This window comes from Hyalangium sp. (genome assembly GCF_035629615.1).
Classification (GTDB): domain Bacteria; phylum Myxococcota; class Myxococcia; order Myxococcales; family Myxococcaceae; genus Hyalangium.
In genome coordinates this window covers 1-12,801 of record NZ_DASPHO010000470.1, presented here as the reverse complement: position 1 = coordinate 12,801, position 12,801 = coordinate 1, and the positions used below count along the sequence as shown (strand labels likewise).

At 69.9% G+C, this 12,801-nt stretch carries 13 protein-coding genes and 2 pseudogenes; 6 read left to right on the top strand and 9 right to left on the bottom strand.

Features of this window, described 5'->3' with window-relative positions:
• Positions 1-148 precede the first annotated feature (148 nt).
• A pseudogene (locus VD972_RS24070) lies at positions 149-364 on the bottom strand (type II toxin-antitoxin system PemK/MazF family toxin); the annotation flags it as partial.
• Entirely contained in the window at positions 349-783 is a 435-nt protein-coding gene (locus VD972_RS24065) for a DUF3574 domain-containing protein (protein ID WP_324990779.1), read from the bottom strand. The gene VD972_RS24065 and the pseudogene VD972_RS24070, both read right to left, overlap by 16 nt.
• A 29-nt stretch (positions 784-812) precedes the next feature.
• Here VD972_RS24065 and VD972_RS24060 point away from each other — a divergent pair, with 29 nt between their 5' ends.
• Positions 813-1,694, top strand: a complete 882-nt coding sequence (locus VD972_RS24060; protein WP_324990778.1) for an alpha/beta hydrolase — start codon at positions 813-815, stop codon at positions 1,692-1,694.
• On the opposite strand, the gene VD972_RS24055 is transcribed toward VD972_RS24060, so the two are convergent.
• Complete coding sequence (locus VD972_RS24055) at positions 1,660-2,844, bottom strand: TfuA-like protein (RefSeq protein ID WP_324990776.1); 1,185 nt, start codon at positions 2,842-2,844, stop codon at positions 1,660-1,662. The genes VD972_RS24060 and VD972_RS24055 overlap by 35 nt on opposite strands.
• Positions 2,841-4,007 (bottom strand): YcaO-like family protein, encoded by a 1,167-nt coding sequence (locus tag VD972_RS24050; protein WP_324990774.1) that lies wholly within the window; start codon positions 4,005-4,007, stop codon positions 2,841-2,843. The genes VD972_RS24055 and VD972_RS24050 overlap by 4 nt, the downstream gene beginning before the upstream one ends.
• 135 nt (positions 4,008-4,142) lie before the next feature.
• Here VD972_RS24050 and VD972_RS24045 point away from each other — a divergent pair, with 135 nt between their 5' ends.
• Positions 4,143-5,141, top strand: coding sequence for a hypothetical protein (locus tag VD972_RS24045; protein WP_324990773.1), 999 nt, complete (start codon positions 4,143-4,145; stop codon positions 5,139-5,141).
• A 43-nt stretch (positions 5,142-5,184) separates the two neighbouring features.
• Here the strand turns inward: VD972_RS24045 and VD972_RS24040 are convergent, their stop codons facing one another.
• Genes VD972_RS24040 through VD972_RS24025 form a run of 4 tightly spaced genes read right to left on the bottom strand, consistent with a single transcriptional unit; the run spans position 5,185 to position 8,138 of the window.
• Positions 5,185-6,321 carry a serine hydrolase domain-containing protein gene (locus tag VD972_RS24040; protein WP_324990771.1) on the bottom strand — a complete coding sequence of 379 codons (1,137 nt, stop codon included), beginning with the start codon at positions 6,319-6,321 and terminating at the stop codon, positions 5,185-5,187.
• A gap of 42 nt (positions 6,322-6,363) precedes the next feature.
• Positions 6,364-6,867 (bottom strand): FxsA family protein, encoded by a 504-nt coding sequence (locus VD972_RS24035; RefSeq protein WP_324990769.1) that lies wholly within the window; start codon positions 6,865-6,867, stop codon positions 6,364-6,366.
• Positions 6,868-6,876: 9 nt separating this feature from the next.
• Positions 6,877-7,608, bottom strand: coding sequence for a DUF1499 domain-containing protein (locus tag VD972_RS24030; RefSeq protein WP_324990767.1), 732 nt, complete (start codon positions 7,606-7,608; stop codon positions 6,877-6,879).
• 41 nt (positions 7,609-7,649) lie between these two features.
• The gene (locus tag VD972_RS24025) at positions 7,650-8,138 is read right to left on the bottom strand and encodes a hypothetical protein (protein WP_324990765.1); all 489 of its coding nucleotides are present in this window, start codon (positions 8,136-8,138) and stop codon (positions 7,650-7,652) included.
• 58 nt (positions 8,139-8,196) lie between these two features.
• Here VD972_RS24025 and VD972_RS24020 point away from each other — a divergent pair, with 58 nt between their 5' ends.
• Genes VD972_RS24020 through VD972_RS24005 form a run of 4 tightly spaced genes read left to right on the top strand, consistent with a single transcriptional unit; the run spans position 8,197 to position 11,530 of the window.
• Positions 8,197-9,480, top strand: coding sequence for a class I SAM-dependent rRNA methyltransferase (locus VD972_RS24020; RefSeq protein WP_324990763.1), 1,284 nt, complete (start codon positions 8,197-8,199; stop codon positions 9,478-9,480).
• Positions 9,481-9,528: 48 nt separating this feature from the next.
• Positions 9,529-10,014: a YkgJ family cysteine cluster protein gene (locus VD972_RS24015; RefSeq protein ID WP_324990762.1), complete on the top strand. Its 486-nt coding sequence runs from the start codon at positions 9,529-9,531 to the stop codon at positions 10,012-10,014.
• A complete protein-coding gene (locus VD972_RS24010) occupies positions 10,011-10,352 on the top strand; it encodes a hypothetical protein (protein WP_324990760.1) in 342 nt (113 codons plus the stop codon). Before VD972_RS24015 ends, VD972_RS24010 begins: the two co-directional genes overlap by 4 nt.
• Positions 10,349-11,530, top strand: coding sequence for a glycerate kinase (locus VD972_RS24005; protein WP_324990758.1), 1,182 nt, complete (start codon positions 10,349-10,351; stop codon positions 11,528-11,530). Before VD972_RS24010 ends, VD972_RS24005 begins: the two co-directional genes overlap by 4 nt.
• A 347-nt stretch (positions 11,531-11,877) precedes the next feature.
• On the opposite strand, the pseudogene VD972_RS24000 reads toward VD972_RS24005, so the two are convergent.
• A pseudogene (locus VD972_RS24000) lies at positions 11,878-12,801 on the bottom strand (tetratricopeptide repeat protein); the annotation flags it as partial.

Below are 12,801 nucleotides of genomic sequence, written 5' to 3'. Positions count from 1 at the left end.
AGACCGCGTGTCGGTAGAGCCGAGGCCTGGGCAAGACCCGGAACCCGCGCTTGCCAGGGCCACCTGCCGGGCGCAGCCTGCACCAACCTGTATGCTTGTCAGACAGGTTGGCGCAGGCGCCGCCGCCAGCAGGCTCCTCACCCACCTAAGCCCGGTGCAAGTTCGACGTCAATGCGCACACGACCACGGTCGTGATGCGCGAGTGGTTGAAGACGTCGTCCTGAACCACCACGTGGGGATGGGAGTAGCTCGGGACAGGCCCTCGCGAGTCATCTGGCCCTATCCAGAACACGTCACCGCGGTGAATCCTCGCTGAACGTGTGCCCGGTCCCACGCCCTGCCCTCGCCTCAGAAGGCGACACATGAGACGGAGTCGATGCGCAGCACGGACTCCTGGCTGAAGCGCTGCTTGTACTCCTCGCGGATGGTGTCGATGTTCATCGAGGGCGCGCTGCTGCCCTCATGGAGCAGGATGATCACCTTGCTGTCCTCTTTGACCAGGGTGCCGTTGTCCATCAGGTACTGGCCATCGACATCGTACATCGTCAGGCCGTCCTGGAAGCGGGGCGTGACCGAGGTGTCCACGAAGTTCTGCCACTCCGCCTCGGTGATGGCCTCGGCGTTCTCCCGGTCGAGCCCGAAGAACAGCTCCGTGCGGTGCAGCTCCGAGCCCACCTCGCAGGACTCCCCACCGCATGAGGAGGTGAGCAGCCCCAGGGTCAGCAGGAGGGGCAGGTTCCGGAGAACAGCGGTCATCGGCTGGACGATTCGTGTAGGGGCCATGGCGCGCGGACTCTAGAACAGGTGTCACAATGCACGCCATGCAGCTCAGCGACTGGAAGCGCGAAGGAAAGACCTTCTCATTCGAGGCCCACCGCATCTTCTACCGCGACGAGGGCGCGGGGGACGTGCTCCTGTGCCTCCACGGCTTTCCCACCTCCTCGTGGGACTGGTCCCGCCTCTGGCCCCAGCTGACATCCCGGTTCCGCGTGATTGCCCCGGACCTGCTCGGCTACGGCTTCTCGGACAAGCCCTCGCGGCACGTGTACTCCGTCCTGGAGCAGGCAACGCTCATCGAGCAGCTGATGGCGTCGCTCGGCATCACGCACGTGCACGTGCTCTGTCACGACTTCGCTGTCTCCGTCGTCCAAGAGCTGCTCGCACGCCAGCTGGAGCAGGAGAAGGCTGGCCGGACGGGGCTGGTGCTTCGCTCCGCGTGCTTCCTCAACGGCGGCCTCTTCCCCGAGGTGCATCAGCCCCGGTTGATCCAGCGACTCCTGGCGAGCCCAGTGGGCCCCCTCGTCTCGCGGCTCCTCACCCAGAGCTCCTTCGAGCGAAGCTTCACCGCCGTCTTCGGCGAGAGGACCCGACCCTCGAAGCAGGAGCTGAAGGAGTTCTGGGAGGTCATCACGCACAACGGCGGCTCGCGCATCTCCCACCGTCTCATCAGCTACATCGAGGACCGGCGCCGCCACCGGGAGCGCTGGACCGACGCGCTCCAGCGCACCCGCGTCCCCCTGCGGATGGTGAACGGAGCGGTGGACCCTGTCTCGGGCGCTCACATGGCGGCGCGCTACCGCGAGCTCGTCCCCCACCCGGACATCGTGTCGCTCGAGGGCATCGGGCACTACCCGATGGTGGAAGACCCGCAGGCCGTCCTCAAGGCGTTGCTCGCCTTCGTTGGGAGCGCGTAGGCCGGCTCTCCCTGCGAGCCTCTTCTACCCAGCGGCCTTGGAGACGCGCCTCGGAGGCGAGCGCCTCCTGCCATGAGGGCCCGTCCGGCAGCAGGCGCTGCGCATGTGACAACGCGAGCCGCTCCAGCGCGCGCTCCTCGCACCACCGCCGCAGGCCCGGTCCATCCAGCCCACACGCCACCAGGAAGGCCTCCTTCTCCGCAGGCCGGACCTTGTGACGCCGCCACCACTCCGCCTCCGCCGCTTGGAGCTCCTCGGCGGTCGGCACGAGCCCCATCGAGCGCGCCCACCCGGCCAGCAGCGCCCGGCGCAGGCCCGCCTCGGCCAGCTCCACGCTGTCCGGCGCGCGCTCCAAGGCCGCCAACACCCGCGAAGAGGACACCGCGCTGCCCGCCACCACTGACACGTCCTCCGACAACCTCCGGCGCCGCACGAGTGAGGAAGGCGGCGGCCGCGAAGCGCGTCGAGGCTGCTGCACGGGCACGGCCGACGACACGAACGCCGCCGCGGTCCGGATGCAGGTGATGGCATCCTGGCGCTTGAGATCCTCCACTCCCCTCGAGAACCACGCCTCCCAGCCCGCTCGTGTGGCGGCAGGCCACGCGGGACGCACCGCCTCCAGGATCCGATGCCACGTGCGCTCCTGGTAGAAGAGTCCCTCCGCCGCCGTCACCAGCGCGCGGACCTGCCTCGGGGTGAGCACTCGCGCCACGCGCGCCTGGGCGGCCACGTGCCGGACGTTGACCAGCGGCACGGTGAGCGGCTGGTAGCCAAACTCCGCATCCACGTGCAGCAGCGCCACCTCCGCGTCATCCACCAGCACCCCATCCCGATACCACTCGAAGATCTGCCCTACCCCCACCATGCCGTGGGCGGACAGCTCCGCCGCACGCAGCGCCCCCATGCTTGCCCCGCCAAACACGGCCACTCCCGCCTCCAGCGCGGCGAGCAGCTCGTGGTGCCACACGGACGGCTGCGCCTCGAACAAGCCATCCACCAGCGCGATGGCGCGCGGCCGAAGCGAGAGCGCCCGCCACACATCCCCCTGGCGAGCCGGTGGCAGGACGCGGCAGGAGGTCAACCCCTGCGCCTCGGCCGCGGGCAGCGAGGGGCCCAGGAAGACGACGAGATCCTCGGGACGGCGTTTCATAGGAGCTCCGAGAGGCCCATGCCCGGCACCACCACGCGCCGGACATGCAGGCCAGGCAGGGGCGCGTCGAGCGTGACGGCGGCGGCCTGGGTGAAGCCCCCGCTCCGGAGCTGCCGCAGCACGCGCCGCAGCCCCCGCACGGGAGACGCGCTGTCTGGGGAGAAGTCCGGCATCTCCTCCGCCCGGCGCCTGGGGCGCGCCGAGGCACAGACGGCGGCGAAGTCCCGCGCGGCGCTCGGGTCCGCATGGGAGACATCCTCCCGCGCGCCATGGATATCGGTGAGCCGGGACTGGGCCGCCTCCAGCAAGGCGCGCAGCAGCGCCTCATCCCTCCCGAGCGCACACGCATACCCCGCGCTGAGCGGCACCGGCCCCTGCCGCTCGTCCACCAGCACCGCCGCGGCCACGGGCAGCCCCACCGCCCCCGGCCTCCGTGAGGAAGGAGTGACATCGAAGAGGTACACGCCAAAGCCCCGCTCCCGCAGCGTCCGCGCCAGCGCCGCCGTGCGGTTAGCTCCCCGCGCGAGCCCTCCAGGGCCCAGCATCCGCCGAAGCACCGCCTCCTCCGTCCACCCGCCCGGCAGGGTACGGGCGAGCTGATCCCGCTCTGTCGCCTCCAGCAATGCATGGAGCAGCGCGCGGCGTGCATCCGGGTGTGCCCCGGAGCCATTGCTCGTCCAGGCCACGCTCACCGGCCCCAGCGCCTCCTCGCCTCCGGGCGGGCAGTACACCCCCTGGGCAGGAACCCACACCGTGCGCCCCGAGTGCAGCTCCGTGGCCTGCTGCCAGGCACAGCGCACCGACTCTCCCCACAGCCGGGGATCGACGATCCTCCCCGCCGAGCCCAGGGCCTCGGCGCTCCATGCGCCCCCGTCACGTCCGGCCAGCTCGGCGCGCGTGCCCCACACCAGTTGGCCAGGCGGCACGTGCTCCGCCGCCCACAGTTCCGCCGTCTCGAAGAGCGCCCCGAGCGCGGCCCCCTCGTAGGTGAGCCCCTTGCCGTTGCAGACCTGGAGGACGTGGCCGCCCGGCCGCACCGCGCACGCCACCTCCACCGCGGTGCGGTCCAGCCCGGTGATCCGCGCCACACGCGTGACGCCCATGGCCTGGGCCAGCCGGGCCTGAAATGCCTGTGAGGAAAGAACGCGTTGCGGAGCGGGCACGGCGGGCAGCTTTAACCCAAAACCAGAGGAATGGGGCGGGGCAGCCAGAGACACGAACCCGGTACACAGATTGACGGCGCTCGACAGAGAGCGGATCCTGCCCCGTCGCTCCCATCCCTCACCACGGCAGGCCCATTGGATTACAAGATCACGGATCAGATCCCCGCGCTCGCGGCGCCCGGCACCCGGACCTCACAGCTCAACCGGGTGTTCAACGCGGCGCTCGGGGTCTTCCTGGGCCAGCAGCACGGAGCGCGCTACGCGCACCTCTACGCTCGCTACATGGGCATGACACCCCGGTTCACGCCCCGCGGCAGCGACTGCGATCCCTGGGTCGCCCCCGAGGATCAGGACGCCGAGCTGCGGGCCCTGCTCGCCCGCGGCGTGCTTCGGTTCGGCTACGTGTCCGGTGCGCCGTATGTGTACCGGAGCGAGGGGAAGCTCACCGGCTTCGACCATGACATTGGCGTGGCGCTGACGGAGCTGATCAGCATGCACTACTTCCATGAGCCCGAGCGGCTCCGCGCCGAGTGGGTCGAGGTGAAGCTCTCGAGCGACGAGCAGGCCGACAAGCTCGAGGCCCTGCACCAGGGGCTGGTGGAGGGTGCCTTCGACATCGCGCTCTCGGGGCAGATGATGTTGCCGACGGCGTCCATGAAGGGCCTCGAGGTCGAGTGGACGGCTCCGACGGCCATCCTGTTCACCGGCATCAGCTATACGGGGCGGGACCAAGACAAGCTCGATCAGAAGAAGCTCCAGGCTCTCCAGTCCGGCGAGCTCTCGGCTTTTCAGGCCTACGCCGCGGAGGAGAGCCAGCGTCTCCAGCTGGAGCTTCGCATCTTCAGCGTCTTCAACCCGGGGCCTTCACCGACGGCCGCGATGAAGCTGGTGTACGCCATCCACAGCCAGAAAGGCCGTGCCGTGTGGCACACCGGGGACGTCAAAGACTCCGACACGGTGATGTTGACGGCCACGGGTCACTTCGCCGTCGGCGACTCGCTGGCGTCCGGTGCCCAGTCGATGCTCCAGGGCTTCGATGGGGTGTACCTGAACATCCCAGCCAATGACGAGCTGTGGCCCATCGCCGGGTTCACGGCCTTGAAGGGCGCCGCGAGCAAGAGGCTGGAGAAGTAGCCCTCTGCACACCCCTCAGCGGCGGGTGGCGCGCTCCCTGGAGTCAGCCGTCCCCCTGCTGCTGCAGCGCGGCCGTCAGCACGTACCGGCCGACCAGCTCGATGGCCAGTGAGGACTCCGGCTCGTTGTAGAAGCTGCCGGTGAAGATGGCCACCAGCTCGAGCGACGGAAAGACGAACGCGTACTGGCCCCCATTTCCTCGCGCGAAGTACGTCTCCACCTTCGTGCCGTTGATCTCGAAGGTGTTGACCCACCAGAGGTAGGCGTACCTCGAGTCCCCCAGGGGCCGCTCGCTCACCGTCGACGCTCGCACCCAGGCCTCCGGCAGGAGCTGCTGCCCCTGCCACTTCCCTCCGTTCAGCATCAGCTGGCCGAGCTTCGCGAAGTCACGTGGGCGCAGGCGCAGGTGCCCACCGGTGTCCGTGCGCCCCCCATCCGCCTCCTGCCACTCGAAGCGGGAGATGCCCAGCGGCTCGAACAGGTGCCGGCGCGAGAACTCGGGGAACGTCACTCCCGCCGCGTCCTCCACCAGCGCGCCCAGCACCACCACGCCTCCCGTGCAGTACACCGTCGACTGGCCAGGCTCCTCCGCCATCGGCAGATCGAGGATGAACCGCACCCAGTCACTCGAGTCGTACATCCGCTCTTCCTGGCCGGGGGAGTCCTCCTGCCAGTCGTTGCAGGCCAGCCCGCTGCGCATCTCCAGCAGGTGCTGCACCGTCAGCCGCTCCTTGCGCTCATCCGCGTTCTTGTGGGGCGCGTACCTCCGAAGCAGGGGCAGGACGGGCGTGTCCAGGCCGGGCAGGAGCTGCTGCTCCAGCGCCAGGCCCACCAGCATCGAGGTGATGCTCTTCGTGGCCGAGCGCAGATCGTGCGGCTTGTCACGGTGGAAGCCGTTCCAGTAGCGCTCGTACACGAGCTTGCCGTGGCGAGCGATGAGCAGGGCATCCGGCGCGGGCGTCTCCTCGGCCTCGATGCGCCGCTCGAGCTCCAGGAGCCGCTCGTGGGACATGCCCTCCGCTTCCAGCGATGAGACCTGCCAGCCATCCTCGAGCAGATCCGGCGGGCTCCCCGGACCTTCAGGACGGTGATGGCCACAGGCCAGGAGGCTCCCTGCGAGCACCACCCGGGTGACGAGTCCCGGCAGTGCCGTGAGGAGAGAGAGCGCGCGCAGTCGCAAGGGAGCTCCTGAAGTCTGAGATCCCCCAGGCCATACCACGCCTCAGCGCTTGGGACCTTCCTCGGTGAACTCGGCATCCACCTCGCCTCCACGAACCTCGCCCAGCGCGGGGCGGGGGGGCGACGAGGCCTCCTGCCGAGGAACGCTCACCCCGCCATAGGTGGTGACGTGGATCGAGCCGCTCTTCATCCCGCGCTCGAGCGCGCGGCGCATTCGCGCGGAGACCCACCGCCGCGCCGGAGGAATGAGCAGGAAGAGGCCGACCGCATCGGTGAGGACGCCAGGGACGATGAGCAGCACCCCACCCAGCAGCACGAGCACCCCGCTCATGATGCCCTCTTCGGGCACACGCCCCTCGGCCCTCGCCGCCTGCCAGTTCCGCGTGACGCGCAGGCCCTCTCTCCTGGCCAGCCAGCTGCCCAGCAGGCCCGACACCACGATGAGCGCCAGGGTGGGGCCCACGCCGAGCTGCCGGCCCAGGGTGATGAGGAGGTACAGCTCCAGGAGCGGCACCACCACGAACGCGAGGAAGAGGTATTTCGCCACGACTCCTCCTTAACGCCCCTCCCCTGCGTTTGCCGCTCCCGAGCCCGCTCGGGAGACCAGCGCCTGGAGGAACTGCTCGATGCGCTGCGCGTTGGCGCCCAGGTCTCCCTTCCCCACCCGGGACTTGGAGCGCATGTCCACGCGCGTCCCCTCCCCGTCCGCCCGGACCCTTACGATGAAGTCATCCCGGAAGCGGAACAGGCGCGACTCCACCACCCCCTCGAAGGTCCGCGCCTGCGGATCCACCGTCGTCACTTTCCAGCGGGGCTGCTCGCGGGCGAGCGCCAGGGCCTGCTCGAACACCGCATCCGGCGGCGCGCTCACCCGGAGCGGCTTGAGGTTCTTGTAGGAGTCCCGGACGATCGGCTTGAACTCCGCCGGGTAGCCCATGTCCCGCCCTTGGTTCTCGGGTAGGGCCTTCGCCTGGATGAAGGCGGGCACGTCCTCCAGGTCCGTGCTCATGTCATTGATACGAGGCCGGTCGCCGGCCATGACGCCGGGGGCAATCACCCCCACGATGACCGCGAGCCCCAGCCCCACCGCGGTGAGCCCGTGCCGGGCCCGCCCTTGCACCGCGGCGATGATGCCCACCACCACACCCACCAGGCCCACCGGCACCGCGAGCCCATAGAGGAAGAAGCCATACAGGCCCGGCAGGAGGCCGAGGGTGGAGAGCAGCAGCCCGAGCATGAACAGCAGGACCGCGAGGAGGGAGATCCGGATCGACCAGGAGCGTGGCATGCGCGCAGGCTCGCTCGATTGGCTACCGGAAATCCAGCCTTTCACTCGCCCAGCTTGCTGAGCAGCGAGTCGGCCAGCAGGTACAGCAGGACCAGCCCCCCGATGATGGCCGCGAGGACCTTGAACCCCGCGGGGATCCCCTCGGGCGGCGCGGCGTAGCTGGCGGACACGGCCTCGGACACGCCCATCATCTCCCCCGCATAGCGCGCGGTGCGCAGGAACTGGTCCGCCACCGCCCCGCTGTCATTGGCGGACAGGTGCCGTCCCAGCTGCGGATCGATGAGGCGGACCTCGGCGGCGGCGGCCAGCGTCGCGCCCTCCTCCACCACCTCGCGGACCAGCTCCAGCTTGTCCGACAGCGGGACGCGCAGCTCCGTGGCGATGAGCTGCCCGCCCTCGCGCAGCTCGCCCACCTCCACATCTCCGCTCTTGAGGCGCCAGATGCGCTGCCCATCAGGGCGAGCGAACGCCCCTCGCTCCAGCAGGAGGGCATCGACCCGGGCGCTGTCATAAGGCGTCCCGGGAACCATTGTCTGAAGGAGCAGCTCGTATCTCACGCGGGTTGGCAGTATACGCCGCGCCACGACCATGCCCACTACGCCCGGACAGAAGAGGGGAAGGCCCGCCCGCCCGCAGCAGGGCCGGGGACGCCCGCACCGCCCTGAGAAGCTGGCCCCGGATCGCACCACGCCCGAGCTCGGCCCGGACGGGCTCCCCCAGGTGCAGCTCCTGCGCCGCGGCGTCGAGCGCTGGCAGGCCGGCCACCCGTGGATCTACCGCGCGGACCTGAACGGCGATCCCGGCCTGCCCGGCGGCGAGGTGGTGCGCGTCACCGACGGCCGCGGCTGGTTCATCGGCAAGGCCTTCTACTCAAAGCACTCGAAGATCTCCCTGCGCTGGCTCACCTACGAGGACATCGCGGTGGACACGGACTTCTTCCGCCAGCGGCTGCTCTCCGCCGATGCCTTGCGGCGCAAGGCCCTGCCTGGAGAGACCACCTACCGCCTGGTGCATGGCGAGGCGGACCAGCTCCCCGGGCTCGTGGTGGATCGCTACGGCGAGTACCTGAGCGCGCAGTTCCTCGTGCCGGCCATGGAGGCGCGCAAGGCGCTCATCACGGAGCTGCTCGCCGAGCAGTTCAAGCCGCGCGCCATCGTCAACCGCTCAGACGTGGGCGTGCGCGCGCTGGAGGGCTTGCAGGCGGAGAAGGGCCTGCTGCGCGGCGAGCTGCCAGGCCCCGTCTCCTTCGACGAGGGCCTGGTGCGCATGCGCGCCGATCTGCTCGAGGGCCAGAAGACGGGCGCCTTCCTGGATCAGCGGGAGAACCACGTCATGGCCTCGCAGTACGCCCATGGCGAGGCGCTGGACTGCTTCGCCTACGTGGGTGGCTTCGCGCTGCAGCTCGCCACCCGCGCCCAGCGCGTCACCGCCGTGGAGATCTCCGAGGCCGCCGCCGCGCAGCTGCGAGACAACGCCGCCGCCAACCGCCTCACCAACCTGGACGTCGTCGTCGCCAACGCCTTCGACTTCCTGCGCGACGCGGTGGACGAGGGGCGGCGCTTCGACACCATCGTCCTGGATCCGCCCTCGTTCGCGAAGAACAAGGATGCCGTGGCGGCCGCGCTTCGCGGGTATAAGGAGATCAACCTGCGCGCCATGCAGCTGCTGCGGCCCGGGGGCTACCTCATCTCCGCCAGCTGCACCTACCACGTGGATGAGCAGGGCTTCGAGGACATGCTGGCCTCAGCGGCGGCGGACGCACGCCGGCGCGTGCAGATCATCGAGCGCCGCGGCGCGGGCAAGGATCACCCGGTACTCTTGAATTTGAGGGAAACGCGCTACCTGAAGTGCTTCGTCCTGCGAGTGCTGTGAGGCTGCGCATTCGACCGCGGCCCCTCGGGTGTGAGAAAAGGGTTGCGGATGCGACCCCGCAACTGGGACGACGAGGATGAAGCCCTTGTGACTGGGGCGGTCGCGGAGACGCGAGCGCTGCGCGAGCTGCGGGCCATCTACCGTCAAGCGGACGCGGCCTACGCGCCCTTCTCCTGCCCCTCCAGCGGCGAGTGCTGCCAGCTGTCACGCACCGGGCGCCAGCCCTGGCTCTGGTACCCCGAGTGGAAGCTGCTCACGAGCCACCGCCCGCTGCCGCCGAAGCGCGCGGATGGAGGCTGCCCGTACCTGGACGCCGCGGGCCGGCGGTGCACCGTCTATGCGGATCGGCCCTTCGGCTGCCGCACCTTCTTCTGCGAGCGGATCCGAGGCCCGGCCCGCCAGCCCGCGGATACGGTCGATGCGCTGCTGCGGAGGCTCGAGGCCGTCTCGCAGCGGGTGATGCCTGGCCTCACGGGCCCTCGGCCCCTGCTGGAGTGGCACGCCGAGGCACTGTCAATGGAGGAGCGCTCATGAGCCGTCAATGGAAACAGGGGATCGCGGTGGGGCTGCTGGCCCTGCTGATGGGGTGCCGCAGCGGAGGATCCGGAGATGTGGCCTCTGCGGTCATCAACACCACCCTCGCCGTGGCCGCCTCGGGCGTCTCGCGCTCGCAGGGCGGGTGTTACGCGGCCTGCCCTACGGGCACCACCTGTGATCCGAACAGCGGCTACTGCGTCACCCTGCCCTGCCGCGGCCAGTGCAAGGCCCACGAGCAGTGCGTGGAGGATGGCCTCAAGAGCCAGTGCATCGCCCTCTCGCTCCCCGGGCAGGTGACCGTGGAGCCTCCCAAGGAAGCGAAGACCGAACCGTGAGCTTGCGCTGGCTCGTTGCCCCTCAGGAGTTCAAGGGAACCCTCACCGCCTCCGAGGCCGCCGAGGCGCTCCAGGCGGGGCTCCGGGAGGCGGCCCCCGAGGTCCTCCTGGATGTGGCTCCCCTGGCGGATGGAGGCCCTGGCACCGTGGATGCGCTGCTGGCGGGAGCTCCCGGCGAGCGCCGCGTGCTCACCGTGCAAGGTCCGCTCGGCGCTCCCGTCGAGGCGGCCTATGCCCTGCTCGACTCCGGCCGGACGGCCATCATCGAGATGGCCGCGGCCTCGGGGCTGTCGCTCTTGCGCCCGGAGGAGCGGGACGCTCGGCGCGCCTCCACCCATGGCACGGGCGAGCTGATCCGGGCGGCGCTGGATGCGGGCTGCTCGCGGATCATCGTCGGAATGGGAGGCAGCGCGACGAATGATGGAGGAGCGGGTGCGCTCGTGGCGCTGGGCTACCGCTTCCTGGACGCGGAAGGACAGCCCCTGCCCCCAGGCGGCGCGGCGCTCCGGCGGCTGGCGCGTGTGGACATCACCCAGCGGCACCCCCGGCTGATGGAGGTGGAGCTGCTGGCGGCCACGGACGTGACGGCCCCGCTGCTGGGACCCAACGGGGCCTCCCAGCTCTTCGGTCCGCAGAAGGGCGCGGATCCACACATGGTGGCAGAGCTGGAGGAGGCGCTGGCCTGGTTCGCGCAAGGGCTGGCCCCCGAGTTCATCCGCGTTCCGGGCGCTGGTGCGGCGGGGGGCTTTGGGTATGGGCTCGCGGTGCTCGCCAGCGCGAACATCGTCTCGGGCTACGGGCTGGTGGCCCAGGCGCTCCACCTGGAGCGGCGGGTGGCGGTGGCGGACGTGGTGATCACGGGCGAGGGGCGGTTCGATCGGCAGACGGTGCTGGGCAAGGGGCCCGCCTCCCTGGCGCGCTCGGGCAAGGAGCTGGGCAAGCCGGTGGTGCTCTTCGCGGGCTCTGTCGCGCAGGAGGAGGGCCTGGACACCTCGCTGTTCCGCGAGGTCATCGACGTGGGCAACCCGCCCCTCGACAAGGAGTTCGCCGTGAGGGCGCTGCGAGAGGCTGCCGCGCGCTGGGCCTCCACCGCCCGGAACGAGAAGCCTGACGACGCCCGGGATCGAACCCAGGATCGGACGAGCCCGGACGAGCACATGGGCTCTGGATCCATGTGAGAGCCGCCGAGACTCACCACAGGCCTGCGGACGGGTTACGCAGGGGGCTGGCTGGAGCTCCCTCTCGGGGGCGAGCCAGCAGAACCTGTCTGACAGCGGGCCTGTCGAAGAAGTCCTCTGCTCTCGCAGTTGCCTACTACCGAATGGGTGAAGCGTCGGAGGCCGACCCCACAGGCAGTAGGTTACCGAGCCCGAGGCCCCCTTTTTCGACAGGCTCACAGCCATACAGATTTGACCCGGGTGGTGCAGAGGTCAGACGCCCTGTCGGCAGTGCCAGCCGAACCTGTCATACAAGCAGACAGGTTCGGCCAGAGCGCGCCGCCGGGAGGAGCTTCGAAGCGATTCAGCTAGGGAGTCGACCCCTGGAGCTGGACGAGCCGATCCCTCAGCAAGCCCTCGCGGGGATACCAGCGCAGCAACGCCTGATAGGTGCGCACCGCCTCATCGACCCGCCCCAGGCGCTCCAGCGCAAGCCCGAGGTTGAAGCCTGCCTCCAGGTAGTTCGGCTTGCGGAGGACGGCACGGCGCCACGCCTCCACCGCGCCCGCGTCGTTCCCGAGCCGGGCGAGCCGTCCACCCACCGCGTAGTCGAGCTCGGCCGCGAAGTCGACGGAGTCCACTGCCAGCCGCACGGGCCACACGGACAGCACGAGCACGACCAGCGCCACTCCCACGGGCACAGCGCGCGAGGCGGCACGGGACCACAGCAGGTGGAGCCCCAGCGCCCCGAGCACGCAGAGCACCGGCGCGAGGGGTGCGCGGTACCGGCCGGAGACAAAGAAGAGAATGGAGGGAGCCGCCAGCATGAGGGCGGCGCCAGCCACGGTGAGTGCGACACGGGATTCTTCTGTGCCCATGCGTCTCTTTCGCCAGAGCACGACGCACCCCGCTGCTGCGAGGGGCCACAGCAGCGCATAGGGAAGCGCCACGCCGCCAGGCCTCGCCGTCAGCGCCCAGAGCACAGGGGACTGAGAGCGGACGACATAGAGGTCCTCGTTGCGAGGCAGCTCGCGAGCCACCAGGAGCAGCCGCGCTTTCCACAGCAGGTTGCCCACGCAGCCCAGCGGCTGCTGGCGGCAGAAGGCCAGGACCTTCTGCGTGAAGTAGCGGTCCTGAGAGGCCGGAGTGTGGAATCCGTGACGCGAAGGCTCCGCCACCAGCGCCTCCCACGCCGCGCCCGGGCGGACAGCCATGCTCCTGTCCACGTCCGCGTTGTTGCCCAGCCAGAGGTTGATTCCACCGTTGGCGGAGATGAGGAGCCACTCCCCCGT